Here is a 26,099-nt window from a genome sequence, read left to right as displayed (position 1 = left end):
GGCGCTAATGCACGCCGGATTTTGCGGTGCGGGTAGCGATTCGGCCGGCCGCTAGGGCGGCGGCGGCGATGGTGCACAGGGCGCCGAGCATCATCGCGGATGCTTCGCCGGGCACCAGGGCGTGTAGTTGCGAGCCGACGGTGACGGCGGCGACCGGGACGCCGACCTGGGCCGCCGCGAGGGTGCCGAAGGCGATCGGCTGTCCCGCGACACGGGTGCTCAGGTGCACCAGCACCGCGCCGATGCCGAGTGCGAGACCGAGCCCGATGAGCCGCGGGTGGTCGCCGAATTCGCGCAGGTTGAGTCGCGCGCCCAGCCAGACGAAGAACAGCGGGCCGAGGAAGCCGTCATTGATGGCGAAGAGTTGCCGGGCCACGCGCCGCGGCTCCCCGATTCCGGCGACCGCGAGTCCGGCGGCGAATCCGGCGAGCATGATCGACACCCGGGTCTGGGTCGCCAACGCGCACAGGGCGAACAGCACCGCGAGGCTGACCCGCAGTTCCAGGGCGAATGCGCGCTTCTCGGACAGTCGATGCACTCGCCGCCGCCGACCCGACAGCTCCAGCTTGCGCAGCACCAGGAACAGCACGGTGGCGGCCGCCGCCACCGCGACGGCGCCGAGTGCCGCGCGGCCCGCATTCGCCGGATCGATCACCAGCGGCAGCGCCACCACGCAGGCGGTATCGGCGATCGCGACCTGGGCGGTGAGGGCAAGTACCGGCTTTCCCCGCAGACCGACCGAGTCGATGATCGGCAGCACCAGCGCCGCCGATGAGGACGCCATCAGCACCGCATAGACCGCACCGTGTCCGGTTCCGAACCAGCGGGCCAGCCCGAATCCGGCTGCGACGGCGAGCAATCCGACCAGGGCGGCTCGGACCGCGCCTTTGTCGAGTGCGGAGCGAACCGCCGGATCACGCACCGGGACATGGGTGCCCGCGACGAACATGACGACCGCGAAACCCATATCGGCGAGAAAGGCGAAGATCGGGTCGGCGGGGTGCAGGATGCCGAATCCGGTGGTGCCGAAGACAATGCCGGCGAGCAGTTCACCCAGGATCACCGGGATGTGCCAGTTCTGCCGCAGTGCGAGCAGCGGTCCGCACAGTCCGAGCGCGATGACCAGGGCGAGGGTTGCGAAGGTCATTGCGGCATGGCGGCTATCTTCGCCGGGATGGCGATATTCTCGTCGGCCCAGTGGACGGCGCACACGCGGTGGTAGCCATCGGCGATCACCATGGGCACGCCGGTGCGGAAGTCGCCGCGCACCAGCAGGATCGGCGATAGCGACTTACGATCATTGATCTTGATGAGATCGCGGCGGACATACGGATTCTCGGCCGACACCAGTTCGAGTCCGGCCGCCCGCAGGATGTCCTTGGCCTTCTTGTGCACGACCGGTGCGGCGCGCAGTTCCGCGATCACGGCGTCGACCACGTCCGGTTCGGCGAGCAGCTCCAGATAGTCCGCTGCTGCCGGGTAGTCGTGTTCTTCCGGCTGGTCTTTCCACGTTACGGGGATGCTTGCGGTCGCCATCGGCCCATCATCGCGCCCGATGTGGGCGAGCTGGGGGAGGTCGGCGGGTGTTTCCGCTATGGCTGGGTCAAGTGGCCTGCGCGGTAGAGCGCTCGGCATTCGCCGCGGCGCAATTTGCCGCTGGAGGTCTTCGGAATCCGGCCCGGTTCGACCAGGACGACGGCCCCCGGTGTCACCTCGTGGGCGGCCGCGATGGCATTGCGGATGCGGCGGGCCAGTTCCGCCGATCCGGTGGCTGCCGAGTCCGCGAGTTCGGCGACGACCACCAGATCCTCGCGGTGGCCGTCATCGTGGCCGAATGCGGCTATGTGGCCGATGCGCAGCTCGGGCGCGCAGTCCGAAACAGTGGATTCGATATCGGCCGGATAGTGGTTGCGGCCGTCGATGATGATGAGGTCCTCGAGCCTGCCCGCGATATAGAGCTGGCCCTCGTGCCGGAAGCCGAGATCGCCCGTGCGCAGCCAGGATTCGTCACTTCCGGACAGGGTGGCCCGGAACGTCGCCGCGGTGGCGATCGGATTGTTGTAGTAACCGGCGCAGACATTGGGGCCGCAGACCCAGATCTCGCCGACGGTGCCCGCCGCGACCTCGGTGTGCTCGTTGGGCTCCACCACCGCGACTCGCTGGCCTGCGGGTACGCCACAGCCCACGAGTGGAACGCCTTCTTGTGCGGTCTGTGCGCGGCCCTGCGCCAAGGCCGTTCGGTCGAATCGATGTGTGACGGGTTCGGTCGACTGATCGCATACGGTGACCGAGAGTGTGGCCTCGGCCAGACCGAAGCCCGGTGTGTGGGCGCGGTGCCGGAATCCGTAGGGGGCAAAGGTTTCGGTGAAGGCGGTCAGTGCCTCGGCGCGAATCGGTTCGGCTCCGTTGAGGAGTGCATCGAGGTGGGATAGGTCCAGGCCCGGGCGTTCGTCGGCGGTGGTTGCCGAGACCGCGAGTGTCAGGCCGAAATTGGGGCAGCCAGTGGTGCCGGCACGGTAGTCGCTGAGGGCACGCAGCCAGCGGATGGGGCGTTTCACGAATTCGGCCGGCGCCATGGTCACGCCGTGCACGCCGGAGTAGAGCGGTAGTGAAAGGGCCAGGATCAGGCCCATATCGTGGAAGAACGGGAGCCAGGAGACAATGGGTTCGGTGCGCACCGCGGGCACTGCTGTCCACAATTGATCCAGTGCCGCAGCGAGATTCGCATGGGTTACTTCGACGCCTGCCGGGGTCTTGGTCGATCCGGACGTGTACTGGAGATAGGCCGTCTCTGTTCGATCGATAATCGGGTCGGCCGCTGGTGTGGTTTCCGGTGCGAGTATCAGTACTCGGCCCAGGGCCGGACCGAAGATCTCGCTGGTAGTGGTGTCGGTCGCCGAGATCAGGCTCGATGCGGGTCGAGCATCGGCGAGTACACCGTCGAGTCGGGACCGGTTTCTATCGCCCGTCGGTGGAAATAATGGCACCGCAATGCGATTGCTGTAGAGGCAGGCGAGAAAGGCTATGACGTAGTCGATTCCGTGGGCGCACAGGATCGCCACTCGATCGCCGGGATCGGTTGTTGCCCTCAGTCTTTGCGCCTGAACGCCCGCCGCGAGGTGAAGTTGTTCGTAGGTCAGTGTGACGGGAGTGCAATCCTGTCCGCGATAACGCAGTTCGGTATACGCACTGTCGTTGGGCTTGGTTCGTGCCCACTCGGCGACCCGGGCGGCAAGTGCATTGGCCGGGTGTGTCGCATTCGGAGAAGTCACAGCACCCCATCGGATTTCGCGGCGGCGACTCGGTCGGCCAGGGCTGCGCCGAGTGCGGTGATGGTGGGGTGTCGGAACAGTTCGGCGGTCGAGATGCGAATATTGAGGCGCGTTTCGAGGTGTCGGCGCATTTCTATGCCGAGCAGGGAACTCAGGCCCAATTCGTTGAAATCGGCTTCCGGATCGACATGGTCGGAGGTCAGGTCGAGGGTGGCGGCGAGCGCGGTGCGGATAGTCGTGGTGAGTGGTTCGGTCGGATGCGGCGGTATCGGGTTCGGCGGCGCGGGGACTGCTGTCGGCTGGTCGGTGAGCAGATTTCGCAGGCGGGTGGCGACCGGGTCGGCATCGGCGGTCGGCGTGTAGTCGAGGGCGAGCAGGTAGGGCTCGTTGTAATACATGGTCTGGGCGAGTAATTCGGTGCCACGTGGGATATCGAATGCGGAGATTCCGGCGCTTCGCAGATGTGCCGCACCACCCGCGCCTTCGGCGAGGCCCGAATCCCATATGCCCCAGCCGATGCTCAATATGCGCCGACCCGGGTGTTTGTGAGCGAGTGCGTCCATCGCGGCATTCGCGCTGGCGTAAGCGGCCTGCCCGAGTGCGCCGAGTGCACCGGTGGCCGAGGAGAACAGCAGCACGAAGTCGGTTGGATCGGTGGCGGTCAGCTCGATGAGGTTGTTCGCGGCGATGGGTTTCGGTGCGAACATGCGGGAGAGTTGGCGGGCGGTTATGGCTTCGAAGGCGGCGTCTTCGAGTGCGCCCGCGGCATGGACGATGCCGCGGATGGTGGAACCGCATTCGCGAACATCGTCGAGCGCGTTGGCGAGATCGCTGCGGTCGGCGGCGTCGCAGCGCACCACGACTATCCGGTCCTCGAGTCCGTCCAGGAGTGCGGGCACCGGTCTGGGTGTGCGGGTGAGCACCACGACATCGTGGGCACCGGCATCGAGCAACCAGCGCACCGCGACCGAACCGAGCGCACCCAATCCGCCGGTGACCACGTAGGTGCCGTTGGGGTCGATCGACGTTGGGGCGGTCGATCGGGGACGGGCGGGGATGAAACGGCGTGCCGTGATGGCGTCGGCGCAGATGCGGAGCTCATCGGGGAGTGCGTGGGTGGTGGCGATGAGTTCTCGCAGTCGCGACACTGCCGACGGTGATGTATCGGTCCATACGAGCCGCACTTGGCGGCCCGATTCGAGCTGCATCGATCGCACCAAACCGGCTACCGCCATCGTCATGATCGTTTTGTCCGGCGAGCTGTACTGTCGGTTTCTGGCGGTCGGTTGGCGGTCGGTCGCGCTGGGTTCTGGGAGGACGATCGTCAAAGATGCCGTGGTGTCCTCGGATTGGACGCGTTGGAGCAGATCCAGCATGCGTCCGGTTGTGGCGGTGGCATTGATCGCGGACTCGGTGTCGTGGCCGGTGTGAGTCGCGCCGGATTCGGTGGGCCAGACCACGACGACGGCCGTGTTCCCGGTACCGGTGCGCCCGGCGAGTACGGCCGAGACGATCGGACCGGCGGCATCCGGTTCGCGGGCGACGCGTTCGGTGGGCAGGATGCGGTCGAGTTCTCCGGCGAGCCGGATGGCGAGCTGGGATTCGCCGATAACCAAGGCGCGTTGCGGATTCGTGGTTCTGTCGCGCTGGCCGTTGCTGTCGGCGTGGCGAAGGTACGGGATCCACGTTTCATGGCGGAAAGGGCCGGCCTGCGTTGTGGATTCGACCGTCGCGAAACGTATGCGGACACCCGACAGCGCGAGCACCGGGACGCCGTGCTGATCGGTGCCGATGATGTCGCCGGTCAGTCCGGTCGTCGATCGATCACGCACGAGCGCATGGGCTTCCAACAGCACCAGGTCCGGTTCGGCGGACAGCCAGGCGGATTCGATGCCGATCGGCAGCGGAATGGCATCGGCGGGCAGGTGGTCCCAGTTCGCGGCGGCGAGCAGATGCAGGCAGCTGTCGAGGGTCGCCGAGCGCTGCAGCGGGGCGGACTCGAACGACCCCACCGCACAATCGGGCCCGGCCTCGATATCGCGCAGCGCGCGGAAGCCGGGACCGTAGTCGAGTTGCCGCGCACGCAACGAGTCGTAGAAAACACCTGGCGTGAGCACTCGCATCCGCCGACGCGCGGCCCGATTTGCATCGACCACCCGCATCCATGCGACGATATCCCCGGGTGTGGGGTCACCGGCCAACCGTGCCGAAGCCAGCGTCCCGGCGCCTGTGACCTCCGCCTGCAACCTTCCAGCACCACCGGCTCGACAAGTGACAGCGGACAGCACGGCAAGCCCGGTCCGCTCATGCACCACGAAATCACTGATCGCCCGCCCGGCCCCAGCCAGGCCGATGAGCCTGAGCAGCCAGAAGACCGCGGGGACAGTCGGGACACCCTGCACCACGTGATCGTGGAGATCGTCTGCGGGGAATTCGGATTCAGCGATGAAGACGCCGGATGTGTTCGAATCGACGGCATCTCGGCTGCGATTGATGCTGAAACCGCTCGTTGTGTTCGTGGCGTCGATGTCTCGGCCGCGAGCGGTGCCGAAAAGGGCGGTTGTGTTCGAGTCGAGAGCGTCTTGGCCGCCATCAGTGTCGTGCCCGATGGTCGTGTTCGCGTCCTGGGCATTTCGGCCGCGCGGAGCCTCGAGTTGGGTGGTTGTGTTCGGATCGTGCGTGTCTCGACCGCGCCGGACGATATCAACTCCGATGTCTGCGCCGATGTCGGAGACCGAGGAGCCGTTGACAGTGTGGCCGTTGACAGCGGGAGCGGTGGCACCGCGATAGGCGGCACCTGGTTCAGTCGCAGCGACGTGGGTGGTGCTGGGTTCGATTGCGGCGTCGCGGATGGTGCTGGATTCGGTTGTGGCGTCGCGGGGCGTGCTGGGCTCGGTGGCAGCGACGTACGAGGTGCGGGGCTTGGTGCCGGCGACGTCGGCGGTATCGGGCTTGGTGGAGTGGGTGGGGCCGGGGTCGAGGGTGGTGATCAGGGGGAACCGGCGGTGGGACCATCGGCGCGGGGGCGGGGGTGCGGTGCAGGGGCCGTTTGCGGCCCAATTCAACGGGCGGCCTTCGAGGTAGAGCTTGGCGAGGCAGGTGAGGAAGGTTCCGGCCTCGTTGCCGCGGGTGGTCGCGGTGTGGGTGGCGTCGGCGAATTCGGGGAACTCACGGATCGCGGGTGTCAGGACCGGATGGGGTGCGATTTCGAGCACCGTCGTGAATCCGTCGTCGGCGGCTTGCTGGAGCGCGGCGGCCAGTTCGACGGTTCTCGAGGCATTTTCGGCCCAGTAGCCGGCATCCATCACGGCCGTGGTGATCGTTTCGCGTCGACGCGCCGTGGAGTACACCGGGACACGCGGCACCTGCGCGGTGAGTCCGCCGAGCGTGTCGACGAATTCGGGGAGGAGCGCGCCTACCTGGGGACTGTGTGCGGCGAAGTCGACGGCGATCCGTTGCGCGAATATCTGCCTGCGTTTGGCTCGGCGGACGAGCGCATCGATATAACGCGGCGCACCGGAGATCACCACCGAACGCGGTCCATTGACCGCGGCGATCGCTACCGTCGCGTGCAGTGGCTCGACCAGTCGCGCTGCCTCATCCGCTGTCGCTTCCAGCACTGCCATCGCACCGTGCCCGTCGAGACGTGCCAGAATCCGGCTGCGCTGCACCACGACTCGGGCCGCATCCGAAAGCGATAACGCACCGCTGACCGCGGCCCCGGCCACCTCGCCGAGGCTGTGCCCCACCACAGCATCCGGTTCGATCCCCCACGAGGCGAGCAGTTCGGCGAGCGCCACCTGGAATGCGAAGATCGCCGGTTGCACGAGTTCGGTCGCACTGCTTCCGTTGCTCGCCGCACCGCTGAGCGTGAACCCGTTGCGCGGCGTCCATACTCGCCCGCCATCCGCCGCCGCAATTGCATCCGCGGCAGCGGTCACCGCCTGCGCGAATACCGGATAACGAGCCGCCAGACCCCGCCCCATCTTGGAATACTGCCCACCCTGCCCAGAAAACAGGAACAGCACGCCACCCCGCCGCCGCACCGAACCAGCGCCGATCACCCCACCCCCGGACTCCCCACCCGCCAACGCCCGCAACTGGTCCACCGCATCGTTCAGATCCCGCGCAACCACTGCGGCCCGGGCATTCTCAGGTATCAACCGCGCCGCAGCAGCCGCGAATTGCCGGAGAATTTCGCGATCGCCACTCCCCGCGCCCGAGTAGCTCGTCACAATCGCGTCGGTCGCCGCGCCCATGCCCTCGCGCGAACCGCCACTAGCGCCCTCGCGCGAACTACCGCTGACGCGCTCGTGTGAATCGCCGCTTGCGCCGTCGCCGAAACCGCCTTGCGTGGCCTCGCTCGCGCCGGCACCCTCGAGCAGCTCGGCCCACCGCAGCGCGTGCGACCGCAGCTCCGCAATGTCGCGACCGGTGACCGGAAGCAATACGGGCGGTTCATAACTCCGGTGGCCCGCTGCCTCGAGACCGCGTAGCACCACGTGCGCGTTCGTCCCGCCGAATCCGAATGAGCTGACTCCGGCACGTCGCGCACACACCGGTGTGTCGGTCCAGTCGACAGGCTCGGTCGGTACCCGCAGTCCGTGTTCGGTGAGCTTCAGCAGCGGGTTCTCGGTGTGGAAATTGATAGTCGGCGGGATTACACCGTGTCGAATGGACAGCGCCGCCTTGACCATTCCGGTGATTCCGGCGGCCGCCTCCAGATGTCCGATATTGGATTTGAGGGAGCCGATCCAGGTCGGTTCGGCGTCGCTGCCGACGACCGCGGCGAGCGCACCCACCTCCACCGCATCACCCAATGGCGTTCCGGTGCCGTGGCATTCGACGTAACCGACATCATGTGGATCGAGTCCGGCCCGTGCCCAGGCAGTACGAACAACCTCCTGCTGGGCCCGGCCGTTCGGCGCGTACAGCCCGTTGGACCGCCCGTCCGAACCGACTGCCGTGCCGAGGATTTCCGCATACACCCGATGCCCGTCGCGCAGCGCATCGGCGGTGCGCCGCAGCACCACGACCGTGCATCCGTCGCCGCGGGCATATCCGTCGGCCGCGGCATCGAATGGTTTGCATCGCCCGTCGGGCGCGAGAAACCCGCCTTCGGCCAGGTACTCCGAGGTATGCGGCAGCAGCGTGAGATTCACCCCGCCGACGATCGCGAACGGCACCGCCTCATCGGCCAGCAGACGCACCGCGAGATCCACCGCGGCCAGCGAGGACGAACAGGCGCTGTCCACCACCAGACTCGGTCCGTGCAGGTCGAGGACATAGGACAGCCGGTTGGCGATGATGCTGAGCGCCGATCCGGTGACCGCGTACGGCGCATCGTGCCCGTCGCGGCCGAGCACCGCGATGCCGTGATCGTAGGCGCACGCACCGAATACCACCGCCGCCCCGGAACCCCTGGTGCGATAGCCGATTCCGGCATCGTCGAGCGCTTCGATCGCGACCTCGAGTGCCAGCCGCTGCTGCGGATCCATCAGCGCGGCTTCGCGACCGGAGATCGCGAACCAGTCGTTGTCGAACGCGTCGACATCAGTGAGATATCCGGCGTGGCGCGTGCCAGGTCGACCGGGCGGAGGCGCACCGGTGGCATCCCGGCCATCGCACAGCATCCGCCAGAACTCGGATACATTCGGCGCGCCGGGCACCCGGCAGCCGATGCCCACGATCGATACCGGCGGATTCGGCCGGACGGAGGCGGTATCGGCGGTGCTCATCGCATCGCGAGATACTCGACAAGCTGCTCGATGTCCGGATGGTCGTAGAGGGTGGTGAGCGAAACCTCGACTCCCATGGCATCTTCCAGATGCGCCGTCAGCCGCGCCAGTTGCAGCGAGCTGAGGCCGAGATCGCTGAACGGCGCATTGGTCGAGACCTTTGCGGCATCGACATTCAGCAGGTCGGCGATGGCGACGGTGGCAGCGCTCAGTAGCGCGGCACGTCGCGAACCGGTTCTATTCGAAATACCGTCGGCGACTGTTCGCAGGTCGCTCGAGACAACACCCTGCCCGTCCGGAAGATCAGGCCCCATCCGTCCTCCTCCCGTCGCCGGAGGGCTGGTGCCCCCACGCCGGTACCCCCTGCGATTATGCCGTAGATATCGGCGCGATCAAGGTGTCCCTCAGGCGGGTGGATTGTCCGGAATTGTCCTGCATACCCGGCTCTTTCGCCGTTTACCGTGATCGCCTACGGTGGCACCGTGCCCGAATCCGGAACCGAGCGGACGCCCACTCTGTCGACCGTGCTGCGTTGCTGCACCGCATTGGCGGCCACGCCTGGTCGATTGCTGCGCCCGCGTCGCCCCGATACCGCGTTGCTGGCCGGTCTGGAGCCGGTCCCGCTGCCGCGGACCGAGGTGACCGTCGGGCTCACCGTCCTGATGCAGGCCCGCATGGCCGCGCCAGCCGCGATCGTCGCGGAGGGCGTGCGCAGCCTGCGCGAACTGCCGATGACCATGTCGGCCTATCTGATCGAACATCCCAAGGCGCGATTCCTGGTCGATCCGGCCCTGTGCGCGGGTGTGCACGATCGCGTGCTGCCCGAGCTGCCGTTCCCGATTCCACTGCTGGTCGCGCCCGATAAGCCGGTGCTCGGGCTCTCCGACGCGCTGGCCGCCCGCGATATCGCCGTCGACGCGATCGATTTCGTCCTGCCGACCCACCTGCACTGGGATCACATCTCCGGCCTGCTGGAACTGCCCGATTCCGCGACCATCCGACTACCCGCCGTCGAACGCGCCTGGGCCCTCGACGGCCCGCATGCGCCGGTCGGCGTTGCCCGAGGCCCACTGCGCGGGCGCACCTTCGACACCTTCGAACTCGACGGCCCGCCGGTGCTCACATTCCCGCGCAGCCTGGACCTGTTCGGTGACGGTTCGGTGCTGCTCGTCGACCTCGCCGGACATACACCGGGCAGCATCGGCGTACTGCTCGCGGTCGACGACGGCACCCGGGTATTGCTCGCGGGCGACGCGGTGTGGAACAAACTCCAGGTCGAGCTGATCCGCGAGAAAGCACCCATGCCCGGCCAACTCTTCGATGCCGACCGCGATGCCACCTTCGCCACCATCCACCGCCTACACGCCCTACCCGACGGCATCGAAATCGTCGCCGCCCACGACTACGCGGCGGTCGAGGCGCTCGCAGCACGGAAGCGGTAACCGGCCTGGTCGGGTCGGGAATTCAGTCGATGCCCTCGTCGAGCTGCTGCCAACTGGCGTGCACCTCGAACGGCACCAGCGAATCGATCGCACTGGCACAACGATCCGATCGGGTGTGATGCCCCGCCGAGACGTACTCCCCGGCAGAGTTGAGCGTCAGCATTTCGATCGAAACCGCGGGACCGTCCTCATTCGCCATCCGGACGATCCAGTAATGCTGGATACCGAACCGGGCATACTCGGCACGTTTATCGACCAGGTCGGCGGTGATCGTGGTCGGTGAGACAACCTCGACCACGAGCACCGTGTCCGCGGCTGTCGGCTTCATCCGCCACTTCGGCCGAGGCTCATCGATGCAGCGGTAGACGATGACGTCCGGTCGCTTGTAGTGAAAGGGGACTTCCGAGACCAACATGTCCACATCCCGGTTGACCCGCAAGCAGGGCTCGGCCGAACCGCGTTTGGCATGGCCGTCGAGCAGTGCACGCTCGATATTTCGGGCTATCGCATTGTGATTCGGCGGGGCGGATTCGCAGTGGATGATCATTCCGTCTCTGATCTCGACATTGCGCGCCATGTCCTCGGGCATGGACAGGTAACCGTCGATATCCACCGGCAGGATGTAGGTCTTCGGCAGAGACCAGTCGAACGCTTCCGACACGGATGACCGTCCTTTGGTTGGTAGTCGAGGTCATCGTAGGTCAGCGTCTCGCTCGACCTCGGTCGCGGTCACCCGTCGATGGACTGCGCTGGGTCTGGCTCGACTATCGGACGAGCCCTGGGCGGCCCGGCCCAGAGCTCGCAACGAACAGCTAGGCGACCACCTTCTCCGCGAGCCGCGCGGTGATGAGTTCCTCCGCTTCGGCGACCATCCGGCCGATCAGTTCGGCGCAGGACGGGATGTCGTGGATGAGGCCCTGGGCCAGGCCTGCCGACCAGATGCCCGCGTCGAGATCGCCCTCGTCGAAGACGCGTCGTCCGCGCGCACCCGCGACCAGATCGCGGACATCGTCGAAAGTGCCACCGGCCTTTTCGATTTCGACGACCTTGCGGCTGATCTCGTTATCCGCGACGCGCGCGGTGTTGCGCATGGTCCGGAAGATCAGCTGGGTATCGAGTTCGGAGTTGGCGACGATCTGTTCCTTGACCTTCTGGTCGATCGCCGACTCCTGCGTGCACAGGAAGCGGGTGCCCATGTTCACACCATCGGCACCGAGTGCCAGCGCGGCCACCAGACCGCGGGCATCGGCGATGCCGCCCGAAGCGACCATCGGAATGTCGAGCACCCGTGCGGCGGCCGGGATCAGGATCAGGCCGGGAATATCGTCCTCACCGGGATGTCCCGCGCATTCGAAACCATCGATGCTGACGCCGTCGACGCCGATACGCTGCGCCTTCAAGGCATGCCGCACGCTGGTGCACTTGTGCAGCACCTTGATACCGGCCTCCCGGTAGTACGGCAGGAAGGGTTCCGGATTGCTGCCCGCGGTCTCGACGATCTTGACGCCGCTGTCGATGATCGCCTGCACGTATTCGGCGTACGGCGGTGGATTGATCGACGGCAGGATCGTGACGTTCACGCCGAACGGCTTATCGGTCAACTCCCTGGTCCGCGCGATCTCTCTGCGCAGGTCGTCGGGGGTGGGCTGGGTCAGCGCGGTGATGAAACCGAGCCCGCCCGCGTTGGCGACGGCCGCGACGAGGCCGGCGCGGCCGACATGCATCATGCCGCCCTGCACGATCGGGTGCTCGACGCCGAATGTCTCGGTGAACCTGGTACGCAGCATTGCGCTTCTCCTATGCGTTGCGGGGCGTGCCAGTGGCGCCCTTATGCAGTGATGGTGACACGGGAATCGTCTGCTGATCAACTCGTAAGTGAGCCGGGATTCGCATCGCATCGGCCTCTGTATGCGCGCGAAGTCGCGAGGCAACTATCGAGATAGCCAATAAATATGCAGCTAGAGTCAATCTTTAGTCCGCAGTCTTCATGTCGAGATGATTAACAGCGATTCCCATCGCGGTCGCTTGCCGCCGGATTAAGTTAGTTGTTATTCTGCTCTCAGTTCAGCCCGTCGACGCCGTCGGATACACCGGCGCACGGTTGGCGGTTCGAGAGGAGTGGCATGACCACCGGTGCACAGGCGCTCGACGAGCCGATCAGGTCGCGGCGCAACCACTGGAACAACCAGATCGCATCGCATGCGCAGATGCGCCCGGACGCGGTCGCCGTGCGGTTCCGTGGTGTGGACACCACCTGGCGGCAGTTGCACGAGCGTTCGCTGAAGTTCGCCGACGCGCTCGCCCGCCGCGGCATCGGCTTCGGTGACCGGGTGCTTATCCTCGCGCTGAACTATCCCGAATACCTCGAGGCCGTCTTCGGCATCAACGCACTCGGCGCCATCGCGGTCCCGGTGAACTTCCGGCTCACCCCGCCCGAGGTCGCGTATATCGTCAGCGACTCCGGCGCCAAGGCGATCGTCACCGATGCCATGTTGCAGCCGTTGGCCACCGCCGTACAGGGCCAGGCGCCCGAGTTGGCGACCTGCGTCGTGATCGGCGGCCAGACCACCGAATCGGTACTCGGCTATGACGATGTGCTGGCCGAGGGCGGCGAACCGCATACGCCGCTGGACATTCCCGAGGACACCCCCTCGCTGATCATGTACACCTCGGGCACCACCGGCAGCCCGAAGGGCGCGGTGCTTTCCCACGCGAATATGAATGCCCAAGCGGTGACCAGTATTCGGGCCACGGATATCGGTCCCGATTCGGTCGGCTTCTGCACCTCACCGCTGTTCCATATCGCCGGACTCGGCAGTCTCGCACCGTATTTCATGCTCGGCGGCAAGATCGTGCTGCATCCGCTCGGTGCCTTCGATCCCACCGAATTCCTCGATGCCGTCGAGCGCGAGCAGGCCACCACCGCCTTCTGCGTGCCCGCGCAGTGGCAGCTGATCTGCGAGGAGCCGACGGTCAAGCAGCGCAAGCTCGCGCTGAAGGTGCTCAGCTGGGGTGCGGCCCCGGCTTCCGATACCGTGCTGCGGGCCATGGCCGACTGCTTCCCGGACGCGGTCAATGTCGCGGTCTTCGGCCAGACCGAGATGTCCCCCATAACCTGTGTGCTCGAGGGTAAGGACGCGATCCGCAAGCTCGGTTCCGTCGGCAAGCCCATCCCGACCATCCAGGCCCGCGTCGTAGACGATGAGATGAACGATGTCGCGCCCGGTGAGATCGGCGAAATCGTCTATCGCGGACCGAATCTCATGCAGGGCTACTGGAACAAGCCGGAGGCGACCGCCGACGCCTTCGCCGGTGGCTGGTTCCACTCCGGTGACCTGGTCCGCGCGGACGAGGAGGGCTTCCTCTGGGTGGTCGACCGCAAGAAGGACATGATCATCTCCGGCGGCGAGAACATCTACTGCGCCGAGGTGGAGAATGTGCTCTTCGCACATCCGAAGATCCGCGAGGCCGCGGTGGTCGGGCGGGCGCACGAGAAGTGGGGCGAGGTGCCGGTTGCCGTTGTCGCCCTTGCCGATCCGGATGCCGAGCTCACCCTCGACGAGCTGGCGCCGTTCCTCAACGAGAACCTGGCGCGCTACAAGCACCCCAAGGATCTGGTGATCGTGGCCGAGCTGCCACGCAATGCCAGCGGCAAGGTCGTGAAAGTGCAATTGCGCAAGGACTATTCGTCCTGAGCTTTCGCCGAATCGAAGACATCGGCGGCGCCGATGCGTCACGATCACCGCATGGCGATCCCACGCATCCGCGCCGCCGTACTAGCGGTGCACTGGCAGGTGAATGTCATTCGGCCCGAGGGGTTCTTCGGGCCGATGCTGGCCGGTCCGGTCGCGGCGAGCGGGGTGGTGCCGCGGGCCGTGCGCTTCCACGACGCGGTGGCACGGACCGGATTACCGGTTGTCTTCGTGCGGTTCGTTATTCCGGTCGGTGAGGGCGGGTTGGTCCGCAATACCGGATTCATGCGCTCGGTGGCCGCGGCGCAGACCGAATTCCGGCCCGAAGCCTCCGGTTCCCGGTTGATTCCCGAGATGGTCGAACAGCCGACTGTGGTGTTCGACAATCAGAAGCTCTCCGCGCTAGCGGGTGGTGCCTTGTCCGAATGGTTCGACGAACAGGGCGTCGATACCTTGTTCATCACCGGTGTCGCGACCAATCTGGCGGTCGAGCAAACCGCCAGGAACGGAACGGATCTCGGCTTCGCCGTGCATCCGGTGGCGGACTGCGTCACCGCGGCCGACCCGCAAGCCCACACTGCCTCGCTGGCGAATCTCGAACTGACCACGGCAGGCTGCCGCACCGCCGAGCAGGCGCTGGAGCTGATCGGCGCATCGGTGTGAAGGTTGTGCCCGCAGGCCGACCTGCGTGGATCAACGGCCTGCGCGGCTGACCCGTTCGGTGTGCGACACCCGGTTCGTCAGGCCGGGCCCGACCAGAACTTCGAGCCGACGGTAGGTTTCGGCTGCGGGCAGCGGCGGCTCCGCATCCGCGATCGAGCCGAGCAGGCCGACGACGCCCCAGGACAGAAACGTCATCGTCACCGCGAATTCTTCGTCGTCCATATCCAGGCGACCCGAAAGTTGTTCGGTGAGAATCTCTTCCACCATGCGCCGGGTCGAGCGCAACAGCACTCCGGTCGCCCTGCGACCCAGCAGCGCCCGGTAGACCTCCGGATTCGCCGATGCCAGCCGGAACAGCGTGTACAGCGGTGCGAGTGGTTCCGAATGTTCCGGTGCGTCAGGATCATTCGCGGCCGATTCGACATCGGCGACCGCTGCGCGCAGGTACTCCGTACTGCTGACCAGTAGCAGATCGTCTTTGTCTCGGAAGTGCGCGTAGAAGGTGGAGCGTCCGACATCGGCGCGATTCAGAATGTCCTGCAACGTGATCCGGTCATAGCCACATTCGATCATCAGCTCGATCAATGCACGGTGCAGCAGGCTCTTGGTGCGCCGCACCCGGCGATCGGTGCTGGTCATCGGCATCCTCCGAACGCGAATACCGCGTTTCCGTACAGATAGTGCGAATCCGTTCGCAATGGCACGATATCCGCACTTTTGCTTCTGGTCTATCCGGTCATCTGGTCCGATTATGAACTCATGACCGGAAACACACAACAGTCCACTAACGCACATGCTGACCGGAACTCCGAGATCGGCATTCTTATCACCAAACCGCGCGGCTACCTCGCCGTGAAATCGGCCTTCTTGCTCGGCCGGGTCGGCAGCCTGAACACGCGAATCGTCGAGCTGAGCGGTGCGGCTACCGGGGATCATGTCGTCGATATCGGTTGCGGCCCGGGCCAACTCGTCCGGGCGCTCGCCGATCGAGTCGGACCGGCCGGGCGAGTGATCGGTATCGACCCGTCCCGGGAGATGATCGACTACGCGACCGGCCGTGCCGGCTCCGCCAACTGCCGTTTCGAAGTTGGCGCCGCCCAGTCGCTGAACCTGCCCGACGGTTCGATCGATGTGGTCACGTCGACCTTCGTCATGCATCACATTCCGGAGGCACACCGCACAGCGGCGCTGAAACAGATGTTCCGGGTGCTACGCCCCGGCGGCCGACTGCTGCTCGCCGATACCCACCCGACCGGAAAAGTTCTGCCCGCGGCGGTTCGCATCATGTCCCGGTTCGCCGCGCGCCGCACCGATGACCCGCACGCGCCGGGACACCACGCGGACCCACTGGCGGCCATCGATATTCGCCGCTATCGAGAAGCGTTGCGGGCAGCGGGATTCGGAGCGATGGACTTCACCGCGATCCCACCGACGACCGGCATACTGGTGGCGACCAAGGACGCCTGAGTCAGATCATGTCCTTCGATGTCATCCAGCGCATCGTGAACCAACCGCAGAACACCGGCAGCCAGCAGGTGAGCACGCGGTAGAGCAGTACCGACGGCACCGCGATGGTCGCGGGCAGGCCGAAGGCGGCGAGACCACCGATCAGCGCGGCCTCGACGGCGCCGACGCCACCGGGTGTCGGCGCGGCCGAGGCCAGCGTGCCGCCGATCATGGTGACGATGGTGACGGTGATGAACGACGCGCCACCGCCGAACGCCTCGACGCTGGCCCACAGCGCGAGTGCCTGACCGATCGTGATCGCACCACAGCCGAGCACGATCACCAGGAAGCGCTTCGGATCCCGGGCCAGATCGCCGAGTTCGCCGAGCACCTCCTGCAACTGCGGACGCACCGAATTGTTCAGCCAGCGCCGCAGTTTCGGCACGAACATGAAGGTGCCGATAATGCCGACACCCACACCCGCGGCCAGATAGAGCACGGTGGCGTCGGGTACGAAATGCGACAGATTCGCCGAGGTGCCCGCCGCGACGCTGAACAGGATCAACAGGCTGATGTGGGTGATCACCTGCACCGCCTGCTGCAACGCGACGGCGGCGGTGGCGCGCACCGCGCCGAGTCCGCCCTTCTGCAGGAAGCGCACGCTCAAGGCCAATCCGCCGACTCGTGCGGGGGTGGTCGTGGCGGCAAACGTATTGGCGATCTGCATGATCACCAGATTTCGGAAGCTGACCAGGCGCGTGGCGCAAGCCCAGAGTGCTGCCGCCGCACCGATATACGTCAGCGCCGAGACGGCCAGCCCGAGCAGCGCCCACCACCAGTTGGCGGTCCGCAGCTGCGAGAAGAAGGTCGGCACCGCGCTGATGAACGGATAGGCGACATAGACCAGCCCGATCAGCAGCACCAACTGGATGATCTGATTGCGGCTGAACCGGGTGATCTGCTCGGCCTCGATCTTGTCCTGTCCGGTCTGCTTGCGCACCTCGTCGCGCGCCGCGGCGACCACCTCGCCCCAGTCCGGGATCGACTTCTTGATGCCGGCGGGCATGGCGGACTTGGTGAGCCGGCTCGCCGCGGTCAGTACCGTCTGCTCGCCGAGCGTTTCGATGGCGGTGCGCACCGCGGCTTCCTTGCCGAAGACCGCGGTGGTCGAGACCAGCAACTGCGCGACATCGGACTGTCGCTGCTTATCGGACGCGCCGAATTCCGCATTGACGAATCCGCTGAACAGCGTTTCGCCGTTCTCGATTCGGATCTCGGCGGGCCGCAGATCGCCGTGCGAGATCTGGCCGCAGTGCAGTGCGGCGAGCGATTTCCATACCCCGGCGAGGTCGTCATCGGAGGTTTCGTCGAGCGGCTTACCCCGAGGCATGGTGTGCGCGTACAGCATCCAGCCACGTTCCAGCGCCGCGACGGCGACCTGCTGCAAGGCGGCCAGGCCCATTTCGCCGACGGCGATGGCCACCAGCGCACGGTGCTCGACGGCGCGGTGCATGGAGCCGTGCAGCGCCGCGGTTTCACTGCTGCGGAAGGTGAGCCAGCGCCACAGCTGACGCAGCGCACCGAAGCTGCGCTGATTCTTGCCGAACAGCTCGACGGTCAACTCGCGCTCGGGACCATCGATGGCCGCCGCGAGCACCAGCGGACCGCGACCGGCGGGATGCACCACGGTGAACGCGGTGACGGTATGTCCGCGCCTGGCCAGCACCCGCACCGCCGCATCCAGCGGCACCTCCAGCGCCGGGGTGCCGACCACCAGCACGATCACCGCGCCGACCAACCAGCCGACCGCGAGTCCGAACATGGCCCGCGCGGGCACGACCGTGCTGACCACCAGGTGGATCGGTGCGAAGGCCAGCAACAGGAACCACAGCCAGCGCCGCGGCCGGGTCGGCAGCCACGGACTGGATACGGTCAGCACCGCCGCGAGCATGGCGATCCAGCGCGGATCGTCCAGGAACTGCGACAGGAAGGTATCGAGCCGATCCGGTACCTGCAGATGCCATTGCGGCGCGGACAATCCCGTGCCGGTGATCGATAGCAGCAAGCCCGCGACCAATCCCGCGGCCGCGTAGCCCGCGAGTAGCTTCCACTGCCTGCCGATGATCAATTCGATGAGGATCGCGAACGGCAGCGCCAGAATCGCCATGCCGTAGACCAGGTACACCAGATTGGACTGGTCCGGGTTGAGGAAGCCGACGATATTCGAGACCGAGCGTTCCAGCGCCAGCCACTCCGGCCTGGTGATCAGCGAGGCGGCGACGACCACGCCGACCCACAGTGCCGCGAGTACGACGCGGATGATGTCACTGGTCCGCCGGATCAGCGGTTGCAGCAGGCTCCCCGTGACCGGGATATCCCGCCCGTCAACTCGCATCTCTGGCTCCGCTCGTCCGCCTCCCCCGGGCCTCTGCCGGTGTTGGGTGTGCCTAACTTACCGTTGCGGGCCAGTAGTTCCCCGGATGGCTGGGCCTGGGCGTCCTGGCGAGTTCGCCCCGCCGACCTACCGGTCAGTAGTCGGTCTTGCCGAATCCGTCCCAGCCGATGAGGATCAGGACGAATCAGCCGACGGAAGGCAGGACATGGCAGCACAGGATCTATCCGGGAAGACGGTGGTGGTGACCGGCGCCAGCTCCGGCATCGGCGCCGAGGCTGCGGCGAAGCTGGTGGCGCGCGGCGCGAGCGTCGCGGTGGTCGGGCGCTCGCCGGAGCGCACCGCCGAGGTGGCGACGCGGGTCGGCGCGGAGCCGTTCATCGCCGATTTCGCCCGCTTCGACGAGGTGCGCAAACTCGCCGATCAGCTCCTCGATCGCTATCCGCGCATCGATGTGCTCGCCAATAACGCAGGCGGCGCATGGGCGAAACGCACCGTCACCGATGACGGCAATGAGCTGACCTTTCAGGTCAATCACCTGTCGCCGTTCCTGCTGACCGCCCTGCTGCTGGACCGGCTGGTGCAGTCGCAGGCCAGGGTGGTCAATACCGCGAGCATGACCTACCGGATGGCGAAGCTGGACCTCGACACCGTCAACGCTTCGACCGGCTCGTTCAACCAGTTGGGCGTCTACGGCACTTCCAAGCTCGCGAACATCATCTTCACCAGGGAACTGGCCCGCCGCACCGAGGGCACCGGGCTGGTCACCGCCGCATTCCATCCGGGCGCGGTCGCCACCCACGTCTACGACAATGCTCCGCTCGGGCTCGGCGCGTTCATCCGATCGCCGCTGTCGCGGCCCTTCTTCATCAGGGCAGACAAAGGCGCGGATCCGTTGGTGCACTTGGCGACAACGCCGGACGAGATCAACGGCAAGTACTTCCACCGGTTCAAGGTGGAGGAGCCGCGGAACAGGCAGGCCGTGGATGCCGAACTCGCGCAACGGCTCTGGACGATGTCCGGAGAGATCACCGGAACGGCATAGGTCAGTGGGCGTCCTGGTACGTGACGCCCTGGGCCTGCGCTCCGACTGTGAAGATTTCACCGCTCATCCGGCCTCGATCGAGCTCGACAATGGCCCGCACCACCTGTTCGGTGGACACGGTCGCGGGAAAATCATTGGGCGCGATGGCATTAGCCCGCATGCCGAACTCCTCGAATTCGGCCGCGATATGGCGGGTCAGGTGGTTGAGCGCCGCCTTGGACGCCGCGTAGAGCGCCTGCCCGCCGGGGTACACCCGCGAGCCGGCAATGCTGGAGACATTCACGATATTGCGATTGCGGGCCCGGTTCTCGTCCCCGGCGTGCACCCAGCTCCGCTGCGCCAAGCGAGCCGACAAACGCAGCGGCACACCGACATTGACCGCGAAATGCGGATCGAATTCGTCGAGCGCGGCATCGCCGTCGACGATGCCGCGCGGCTGGAATCGGCTGTGCGCGGCATTGTTGACCAGCAGATCGATCTGCCCGAAGCGGGCAAGTGCGATATCGACGACACGCTCGACTTCACCCGCTTCGGCCAGGTCGGCCTTGATCACGAAGATCCGCGAATCGTTCTCCGGCACCGGCATTTCCGGTTCGAAGGGATCGACGAACCATTCGAGCTGGGACGGTGCGGCCGGGGTGCGATCGCGGCAGACCGCGATGATGTCGTAGTCGGTGTACAGACCCCGGCAGAAGGTGTCACCGAGGACGCCTCCGGCTCCGGTGAGCAGACATACCCGGCGTTCAGTGCCACTGCGCAATGCTGTCTCCTCCCCAGCGCCGCACTGCATCTTCTTTCGGCCGGTGCAGCCACATCACCACGCTATTGCGCGCTGCGGCGTTATTGCCGACGAACGTGTGCCAGGAGCGCGGTGTGCACTCGAACAGCAGCAGCGAATTGTCCAGTGGCGGAATCGTCAGTGCGGGAACCGGATTCGTGCCGATATGCGCATACAGCGCGGTCTCGCCGCCATCGCCCGGCTGCCAGTCCGGATTGCCGAAATAGAACAGCACCGCGACGGCGCGCACCGTCTCCCGCGCGAAGACCTCCGGCGTCCGCGGGCCGGTCTTCGGATCCACCTCCGGATCCACGGTACCGACCTCGCCCGGCTCGGGCGCCGATCCCTTGAACCACGCCGGATTCAGATCATTGTGCGGTGATCCCGACGGACTACCCGGCGGATGATGGTGCACCGCCCCTTCGACATCACCGGTCGTCGCCACCCCCGCCACCCGTGCGATCAGGTCATGCCATTCCCGCGAGAGGAACAGCGCCAACGGACCGTCCCGCAGCCCCGCCAGCGAGGCACCGACCGCACCGTAATCCGCCGCCACCGCCCCGAACGCCTCCGGCCGCTCCCGGCGCACCCGCGCCAACTCATCGGCCAGCCGCCGGTAGAACTCGGGCACGAACACGTCCCTGGCATAGATATGCGGAAACGGTTCGACTCGGCGAATCCAGCGCCTGTGCGCGAATAAATCTGTGAACCACGGCGGCGCCGCGGTCACCGCGGATTCGGCTACCCCTGTCAACTTCAATCCCTCCCGAATGACCACAGCGATCCTAACGGGCACGACCGGAATCCGTGCCCCGGCGGTGGCCGGGACCTGGTCCACGGTGAGTAATTGCGAAGATCACCAGGTGTGGAACGACCTACGTGTGTGCTTCATCGGTGATTCTTTCGTCGCGGGTGTCGGCGACCCGCAGTGCCTCGGCTGGGTCGGCCGCCTGGCCGCCCAGACGTATGCGAACGGCCAGCCGCTCACCACATACAACCTGGGTGTGCGGATGCAGACCTCGACCGAGATCCTCGGCCGGTGGCAGACCGAATGCGCGCCCCGATTTCCGGACGGCTCCGATGCTCGCTTGGTTGTCTCGTTCGGCATCAACGACACCACGCTCATCGGAGGACGGACCCGAGTCGCACCCGAGCAATCGGCGGCCAATCTGTCCGAATTGCTGACACAGGCCGCCGAGCTTCCGGTCCTGGTCGTTGCGCCGCCGCCCATCGATGACACCGAGCAGAATGCCAGGACCGCCGCGCTCGACGAGCACTTTGCCGAGATCTGTGCTGCCGCAGCGGTCCCATACGTGCGCGTCCATCAACCGCTGCGCGACAGCGCGGTATGGATGCGCGAGGTGCGCGCGGGTGACGGCGCACATCCCGGGGCGGCAGGTTACGACGAATTGGCCATGCTCATCCACCCGTATTGGCGAGAGTGGTTGGCGCGTTGAGCAATCCGGGGAAGTGCCCGACAGCCGGGCGGTGATCGGCCGATCGAGGCCCCGCGTTGATAGGCATCCACCCATCGCCGAGAAGCCGGAATCGTCGGAGGTGAACAGGTGGGCCGCGAGCCCAGGGAACGCCGGAGGTTCATCGACGCCGGAATGCCCCGGTCCGCGGACTGTGGCGAAACTGTCTGAGACGTGATGTCTCGGGTATTCCGCCCGCGGCGTCCGAGCAGGTCAGCGCGGTTGTCCTCAGCCGACAGACATCCGGCGTGCATCCGATTCGGCGCGCTTGCGCCGAGCCGCCGCCAGATCGACCGGCACCGCGCCCTCCTCGACGGGCCGAGTAACCAACTCGTGCAGCGTCGGATGCCAGCGCCCGACCTCATCGCGGAACGAACCCTCGGTCTCCAACTGGCCGATCGCACCGATCAGCGTCAGCATCGATCGCGCGAACGGCGTGAAGCGCGCGGGCATGGTGCCCTGACGCAGGGCATTCGACAGCCGCGGATTCGTCACTCGCAGTACCTGTTTGCGCAGCCAGCGCATGGTGAACCGGTAATTCGCATGCCGGAAGGGTTCGACGCACGGCGCGACCACATGGAACAGATCCTCGGCATCGAGTACCCGGCCCGGTTCGCAGAAGCCGTGCCGACGTGCCGCCGCCTCCAATTCCGCGGGCCCGCCGTTGAACAGCGCATCGCAGTAGTCGAAGGCGAATTCCTCGAAACCCTCGGTCGGCCACGGTGTGCAGGCCCCGAAGTCGACGACGCCGAGTCGCCCATCCGGCAGCACCCGGAAATTGCCGGGATGCGGATCGCCGTAGAGCAGACCGCTGCGGATCCAACTGGAGGCCATGAACCGAACCAGCTGCATGCCGACCCGATCCCGTTCGGCGCGCGTACCGGCGGCGATGACGCGCGGCAGCGGCGTACCTTCCAGCCATTCGGTGACGAGCACATCGCCGCGCTGTTCGATCACCCGCGGAATGTAGAAATCCGGATCCTCGGCATAGGCCGCCGCGAAGATCCGCTGAGATTCGGCCTCGGCCGCATAGTCGAGTTCGTCGAGCACACAGGCGCAGATCGCCTCGGTCACGCCTTTGACGTCCGCGCCGGGCACGAAAACCGTTGCCAGCATGGAGATCCGGCGCAGCTGATCCAGCTCGTTCGCGACCGCCTGCTTACCGCCGGGGTACATCACCTTCACCGCGACGGGCGTACCGTCGCGCCACACCGCGCGATGCACCTGGCCGAGCGAGGCCGCGGCCGCGCGCCGATCGTCGAATTCCCGGAAATGCGAACGCCAGTTCTCCCCCATACTGGCGGCCATCGCCGCGTGCACCGAGCGCGGGAGCATCGCGGGCGCGGAATCCTGTAGCCGACTCAGCGCGATCTTGTACGGCTCGGCGAGATCCGACGGAAGTGCGAGCTCGTAAATGGCAAGCAGCTGACCGAGTTTGGCCGCACAGCCCTTCAACTCGCCGAGTACCTCGAAGATGTGCTGGGCGGTGCGCATCTGGATTTCGCGATTGACCTCACCGGCCGGTCGGCCCAGCGCGCGCTTACCAACGCCCGCGGCCTGACGGCCCGCGAAAGCGACCGGCAGCGCGGCCAATTTCGCATTGCGAACCGCCGTGCGAACTGGAGGTTTACCGTTCGACCTCATCGCGAAAAGGCGTGCACGTCTAGTGGTCGAACTTTCGGCCGATCGACCGTCGCCACGCGGAATTGTCATGACTCACCTCACACCGCACGCTGACCAGTGTTACACAGGTGCAGTCTCGCACAGGAGAGCATAGACTGTCTGGGACGTATTCGGAACCGAGTCGAAAGGTGGCATCTCGATGGGATCCCAAACGGTAGTCGCCGACGTTGCCGATGAGCTGGCACGCCGGGTTGCCGCAGGGGAATATCAGCCGGGGGATTTGATGCCGTCGGTCCGTCAGGTCGCGGAGGAGTTCGATATGAACCGCGCGACCGCGCAGTTGACCCTCGGTCGGCTGGAGTCGTACGGATTCGTCGAGGCGCGACGCGGCAAGGGGTTCACGATCCGCGATGTCCGTGAGGCGGGCGGCATCGATGTGTATCGGCACCTGTTCCGGTTCTCGGTTCCGATGCCGGATGTGGCCATCGAGATGTTCCACGACATCGTCGAGGTGGAGCGCGGCATCGTCATGGAGGCGCTGCTCGCCTACACCAGCAGCGAACAGGAGATCGATCCGGCCGAACTCAAGGCCGAGATCGACGAACTGGAATCGCTTGCCCGACAGGATGTTCCCGATTTCCAGCAGATCCTCGCCATCGAGATCGGCCTGGTCCGCCGACTGCTCACCGCACTCGGGCTGAGCATGCAGCGCGCGATCATGAATTCCATCGGCGAGATGGTGCTCGAGGTACCCGAGGCCGTCGAGGCATTCTTCGCGGGCGCGGCGGATCTGCATGTTCTGGTATGGCGTGCGCTGGTCGCGGTGTGGGATTCCGGTTCCGGCCCATCCGATGCGCAGCTCGCGCTGTTCGAGGATCTGTTCGGGCTGTATCACGACAAGGTGATCGCCCGGTTCGAGGAATTGCTCGATGTCGGGGCCGAGGGCCATGAGGATGCGGAGCACGCGGCGACCGCCTGATCGCTCCTCGATTCTTCCGAATTCACTGTCTGGGCCATTGCTGTCTCCGTGCCGCTCAACATCGCCCGAGCGGTGTGACGTTGCCGCGGTCGGACAAGATCGCGGCGAATGACCGCCTGTCTGAGACGATTTAAGGTAGGTCGCATGCGCTCAATGACGAGCGCGGCTCCGCGGAGGTCACCATGGCCGGCCGCAGCCGTGAGGGATCGGCGCGCTCGGCGAAGCTCGCGGGTATGCCGACGGGCATCATGGCGCGCCGGGGCACCGCGACCGGGCGGGCCATCATGACCGGCGTGCCGCGCGGTGAACTCGACGACGCGCTGATCGACCGGGCGGCCGACAAGGTGTTCGCGCTACTCGGCGAACTCGGGTGCGGCGCCATGAAGCTCGGGCAGTCGCTGAGCGTCGCCGAAGGCGCCGACCGGGCTCCCGGAGCTGGCCATGCGCGGCCGGGTGTTCGGTGGCATCGTCGGATCTGCGCGCAGCTCGATGCGCAGGGCCGTTCGTCGAGTTGGTCGACGGATGGCTGCCCGGCTTCGCGCGCGATGACGAAGCGGCCTAGCTCAACCAGGAGTTCTCTGTGAAATCGGTACCAATCCTGCCGCGCCGCTGGACGATTGCGGATATCGCGGATCAATCCGGCAAGACCGTCGTGGTGACCGGCGCCAATAGCGGCCTCGGCCTGCGCACCGCCGAGGCATTGGCGAGCAAAGGCGCGCACGTGCTGCTGGCCTGTCGCAATCCGCGGAAGGCCGCGACGGCACTGGATGCGGTCACCGTGGTGGCCACCGGGCCGAAACCCGAAGTGCTGCAGCTGGATCTGGCCGATCTGGCCTCGGTCGGGCACGCGGCCGCACAGATCAACGACACCGTCGGGCGGATCGATCTGCTGATCAATAATGCGGGCGTGATGGCGGTGCCGCGCTCGCGCACGGCCGACGGGTTCGATGCTCAATTCGGTACGAATCACCTCGGGCACTTCGCATTCACCGGTGCCGTACTGCCTTCACTCCTGCGCGCCGAACGGCCGCGGGTGGTGACCGTATCGTCGGTGGCCGCGTGGGTCGGCGTGATCAACTGGCTCGACCCGAATTGGCAGCGGCTCTATCTGCGCTGGCCCGCCTACAGTCAGTCCAAGTTGGCCAATCTGCTGTTCACCGCCGAACTCGAGCGCCGGTCCCGCGCGGCGGGGTCCGACCTGCGCGCGGTGGCCGCGCATCCCGGAGTGTCGGCGACCCATCTCTACGACCGCAACGGTGAGAAGGGCGTGAGTGGCGTCTTGGCGGCGATTCCGCAGGCGATCCTGTTCGCGCTGGCCCAGTCCGACCGCATGGGTGCGTTGCCGCAGCTGTATGCCGCCACGGTGCCGGAGGTGCGCGGAAACTCTTATGTGGGACCGGGTTTCGAGTTCGCTGGATATCCACGGCGGACACTGCGCAATCCACTCGCCTACCGTCGCGCGACCGCGCGCAAACTGTGGGAGCTCAGCGAGCGGTTGACCGGTGTGCGTTACGACTTCTCGGTGACCTAGTCGATATCAATGCGGCGCAGCGG

The 26,099-nt window shown here is 66.2% G+C and carries 21 protein-coding genes; 9 read left to right on the top strand and 12 right to left on the bottom strand.

Going from position 1 to position 26,099, the window contains the following annotated elements; translation table 11 throughout:
• Positions 1-4 precede the first annotated feature (4 nt).
• From ACIBW7_RS01410 to ACIBW7_RS01390, 5 genes are read right to left on the bottom strand one after another with little or no spacing between them, the layout of a single operon-like run.
• On the bottom strand, positions 5-1,147 hold the full coding sequence (locus ACIBW7_RS01410; protein WP_397042975.1) for a cation:proton antiporter: 1,143 nt from the start codon (positions 1,145-1,147) through the stop codon (positions 5-7).
• Positions 1,144-1,536 (bottom strand): hypothetical protein, encoded by a 393-nt coding sequence (locus tag ACIBW7_RS01405; RefSeq protein ID WP_397042974.1) that lies wholly within the window; start codon positions 1,534-1,536, stop codon positions 1,144-1,146. The genes ACIBW7_RS01410 and ACIBW7_RS01405 overlap by 4 nt, the downstream gene beginning before the upstream one ends.
• Before the next feature lie 56 nt (positions 1,537-1,592).
• The gene (locus ACIBW7_RS01400) at positions 1,593-3,272 is read right to left on the bottom strand and encodes a fatty acyl-AMP ligase (RefSeq protein ID WP_397042972.1); all 1,680 of its coding nucleotides are present in this window, start codon (positions 3,270-3,272) and stop codon (positions 1,593-1,595) included.
• Positions 3,269-9,010 (bottom strand): SDR family NAD(P)-dependent oxidoreductase, encoded by a 5,742-nt coding sequence (locus ACIBW7_RS01395; RefSeq protein WP_397042970.1) that lies wholly within the window; start codon positions 9,008-9,010, stop codon positions 3,269-3,271. Before ACIBW7_RS01395 ends, ACIBW7_RS01400 begins: the two co-directional genes overlap by 4 nt.
• Positions 9,007-9,324 carry an acyl carrier protein gene (locus ACIBW7_RS01390; RefSeq protein ID WP_397042969.1) on the bottom strand — a complete coding sequence of 106 codons (318 nt, stop codon included), beginning with the start codon at positions 9,322-9,324 and terminating at the stop codon, positions 9,007-9,009. The genes ACIBW7_RS01395 and ACIBW7_RS01390 overlap by 4 nt, the downstream gene beginning before the upstream one ends.
• Positions 9,325-9,492: 168 nt before the next feature.
• Between ACIBW7_RS01390 and ACIBW7_RS01385 the strand changes: the two genes are divergently transcribed.
• Entirely contained in the window at positions 9,493-10,452 is a 960-nt protein-coding gene (locus tag ACIBW7_RS01385) for an MBL fold metallo-hydrolase (protein WP_397042968.1), read from the top strand.
• A 22-nt stretch (positions 10,453-10,474) separates the two neighbouring features.
• Here the strand turns inward: ACIBW7_RS01385 and ACIBW7_RS01380 are convergent, their stop codons facing one another.
• A complete protein-coding gene (locus tag ACIBW7_RS01380; RefSeq protein ID WP_397042966.1) occupies positions 10,475-11,113 on the bottom strand; it encodes a Uma2 family endonuclease in 639 nt (212 codons plus the stop codon).
• Between the two features lie 151 nt (positions 11,114-11,264).
• Positions 11,265-12,239: an NAD(P)H-dependent flavin oxidoreductase gene (locus tag ACIBW7_RS01375; RefSeq protein WP_397042964.1), complete on the bottom strand. Its 975-nt coding sequence runs from the start codon at positions 12,237-12,239 to the stop codon at positions 11,265-11,267.
• Between the two features lie 336 nt (positions 12,240-12,575).
• Between ACIBW7_RS01375 and fadD5 the strand changes: the two genes are divergently transcribed.
• Positions 12,576-14,147, top strand: coding sequence for a fatty-acid--CoA ligase FadD5 (gene fadD5, locus ACIBW7_RS01370; RefSeq protein ID WP_397042962.1), 1,572 nt, complete (start codon positions 12,576-12,578; stop codon positions 14,145-14,147).
• A gap of 51 nt (positions 14,148-14,198) precedes the next feature.
• Positions 14,199-14,807, top strand: a complete 609-nt coding sequence (locus ACIBW7_RS01365; RefSeq protein WP_397042961.1) for a cysteine hydrolase — start codon at positions 14,199-14,201, stop codon at positions 14,805-14,807.
• Between the two features lie 30 nt (positions 14,808-14,837).
• Here ACIBW7_RS01365 and ACIBW7_RS01360 read toward each other — a convergent pair whose 3' ends face one another.
• Complete coding sequence (locus tag ACIBW7_RS01360) at positions 14,838-15,446, bottom strand: TetR/AcrR family transcriptional regulator (RefSeq protein ID WP_397042959.1); 609 nt, start codon at positions 15,444-15,446, stop codon at positions 14,838-14,840.
• A 120-nt stretch (positions 15,447-15,566) separates the two neighbouring features.
• Here ACIBW7_RS01360 and ACIBW7_RS01355 point away from each other — a divergent pair, with 120 nt between their 5' ends.
• Positions 15,567-16,274 carry a methyltransferase domain-containing protein gene (locus ACIBW7_RS01355; protein WP_397042957.1) on the top strand — a complete coding sequence of 236 codons (708 nt, stop codon included), beginning with the start codon at positions 15,567-15,569 and terminating at the stop codon, positions 16,272-16,274.
• A 1-nt stretch (position 16,275) separates the two neighbouring features.
• Here the strand turns inward: ACIBW7_RS01355 and ACIBW7_RS01350 are convergent, their stop codons facing one another.
• Positions 16,276-18,648 carry a flippase-like domain-containing protein gene (locus ACIBW7_RS01350; RefSeq protein WP_397042955.1) on the bottom strand — a complete coding sequence of 791 codons (2,373 nt, stop codon included), beginning with the start codon at positions 18,646-18,648 and terminating at the stop codon, positions 16,276-16,278.
• A gap of 205 nt (positions 18,649-18,853) precedes the next feature.
• Between ACIBW7_RS01350 and ACIBW7_RS01345 the strand changes: the two genes are divergently transcribed.
• Positions 18,854-19,690 (top strand): SDR family NAD(P)-dependent oxidoreductase, encoded by an 837-nt coding sequence (locus ACIBW7_RS01345; protein WP_397042953.1) that lies wholly within the window; start codon positions 18,854-18,856, stop codon positions 19,688-19,690.
• Position 19,691: 1 nt separating this feature from the next.
• Here ACIBW7_RS01345 and ACIBW7_RS01340 read toward each other — a convergent pair whose 3' ends face one another.
• On the bottom strand, positions 19,692-20,450 hold the full coding sequence (locus tag ACIBW7_RS01340) for an SDR family NAD(P)-dependent oxidoreductase (protein ID WP_397042951.1): 759 nt from the start codon (positions 20,448-20,450) through the stop codon (positions 19,692-19,694).
• The gene (locus tag ACIBW7_RS01335; protein WP_397042949.1) at positions 20,434-21,222 is read right to left on the bottom strand and encodes a 2OG-Fe(II) oxygenase family protein; all 789 of its coding nucleotides are present in this window, start codon (positions 21,220-21,222) and stop codon (positions 20,434-20,436) included. Before ACIBW7_RS01335 ends, ACIBW7_RS01340 begins: the two co-directional genes overlap by 17 nt.
• Positions 21,223-21,238: 16 nt before the next feature.
• On the opposite strand from ACIBW7_RS01335, the gene ACIBW7_RS01330 reads away from it, so the two are divergent.
• Entirely contained in the window at positions 21,239-21,925 is a 687-nt protein-coding gene (locus ACIBW7_RS01330; protein ID WP_397042947.1) for a GDSL-type esterase/lipase family protein, read from the top strand.
• Positions 21,926-22,171: 246 nt separating this feature from the next.
• Here ACIBW7_RS01330 and ACIBW7_RS01325 read toward each other — a convergent pair whose 3' ends face one another.
• Complete coding sequence (locus ACIBW7_RS01325; protein ID WP_397042946.1) at positions 22,172-23,536, bottom strand: ABC1 kinase family protein; 1,365 nt, start codon at positions 23,534-23,536, stop codon at positions 22,172-22,174.
• Positions 23,537-23,765: 229 nt separating this feature from the next.
• Here ACIBW7_RS01325 and ACIBW7_RS01320 point away from each other — a divergent pair, with 229 nt between their 5' ends.
• The 3 genes from ACIBW7_RS01320 (at position 23,766) to ACIBW7_RS01310 (ending at position 26,076) form a co-directional block, all read left to right on the top strand.
• Complete coding sequence (locus ACIBW7_RS01320) at positions 23,766-24,545, top strand: GntR family transcriptional regulator (RefSeq protein ID WP_397042945.1); 780 nt, start codon at positions 23,766-23,768, stop codon at positions 24,543-24,545.
• A gap of 182 nt (positions 24,546-24,727) precedes the next feature.
• On the top strand, positions 24,728-25,129 hold the full coding sequence (locus ACIBW7_RS01315; protein ID WP_397042944.1) for a hypothetical protein: 402 nt from the start codon (positions 24,728-24,730) through the stop codon (positions 25,127-25,129).
• On the top strand, positions 25,126-26,076 hold the full coding sequence (locus ACIBW7_RS01310; RefSeq protein ID WP_397042942.1) for an oxidoreductase: 951 nt from the start codon (positions 25,126-25,128) through the stop codon (positions 26,074-26,076). The genes ACIBW7_RS01315 and ACIBW7_RS01310 overlap by 4 nt, the downstream gene beginning before the upstream one ends.
• The last annotated feature ends 23 nt before the right edge of the window (positions 26,077-26,099 follow it).

It is taken from the genome of Nocardia sp. NPDC049526 (assembly GCF_044465765.1).
Taxonomy (GTDB): Bacteria; Actinomycetota; Actinomycetes; order Mycobacteriales; family Mycobacteriaceae; genus Nocardia.
This window is presented reverse-complemented; position numbering and strand designations above follow the sequence as displayed.

Bases quoted from the DNA above. Each gene is read 5' to 3' on its own strand.
- ACIBW7_RS01410 (WP_397042975.1), bottom strand. From the start codon at position 1,147: ATGACCTTCGCAACCCTCGCCCTGGTCATCGCGCTCGGACTGTGCGGA.
- ACIBW7_RS01405 (WP_397042974.1), bottom strand. From the start codon at position 1,536: ATGGCGACCGCAAGCATCCCCGTAACGTGGAAAGACCAGCCGGAAGAA.
- ACIBW7_RS01395 (WP_397042970.1), bottom strand. From the start codon at position 9,010: ATGAGCACCGCCGATACCGCCTCCGTCCGGCCGAATCCGCCGGTATCG.
- ACIBW7_RS01390 (WP_397042969.1), bottom strand. From the start codon at position 9,324: ATGGGGCCTGATCTTCCGGACGGGCAGGGTGTTGTCTCGAGCGACCTG.
- ACIBW7_RS01375 (WP_397042964.1), bottom strand. From the start codon at position 12,239: ATGCTGCGTACCAGGTTCACCGAGACATTCGGCGTCGAGCACCCGATC.
- fadD5 (WP_397042962.1), top strand. From the start codon at position 12,576: ATGACCACCGGTGCACAGGCGCTCGACGAGCCGATCAGGTCGCGGCGC.
- ACIBW7_RS01365 (WP_397042961.1), top strand. From the start codon at position 14,199: ATGGCGATCCCACGCATCCGCGCCGCCGTACTAGCGGTGCACTGGCAG.
- ACIBW7_RS01360 (WP_397042959.1), bottom strand. From the start codon at position 15,446: ATGACCAGCACCGATCGCCGGGTGCGGCGCACCAAGAGCCTGCTGCAC.
- ACIBW7_RS01355 (WP_397042957.1), top strand. From the start codon at position 15,567: ATGACCGGAAACACACAACAGTCCACTAACGCACATGCTGACCGGAAC.
- ACIBW7_RS01350 (WP_397042955.1), bottom strand. From the start codon at position 18,648: ATGCGAGTTGACGGGCGGGATATCCCGGTCACGGGGAGCCTGCTGCAA.
- ACIBW7_RS01345 (WP_397042953.1), top strand. From the start codon at position 18,854: ATGGCAGCACAGGATCTATCCGGGAAGACGGTGGTGGTGACCGGCGCC.
- ACIBW7_RS01330 (WP_397042947.1), top strand. From the start codon at position 21,239: ATGACCACAGCGATCCTAACGGGCACGACCGGAATCCGTGCCCCGGCG.
- ACIBW7_RS01320 (WP_397042945.1), top strand. From the start codon at position 23,766: ATGGGATCCCAAACGGTAGTCGCCGACGTTGCCGATGAGCTGGCACGC.
- ACIBW7_RS01315 (WP_397042944.1), top strand. From the start codon at position 24,728: ATGGCCGGCCGCAGCCGTGAGGGATCGGCGCGCTCGGCGAAGCTCGCG.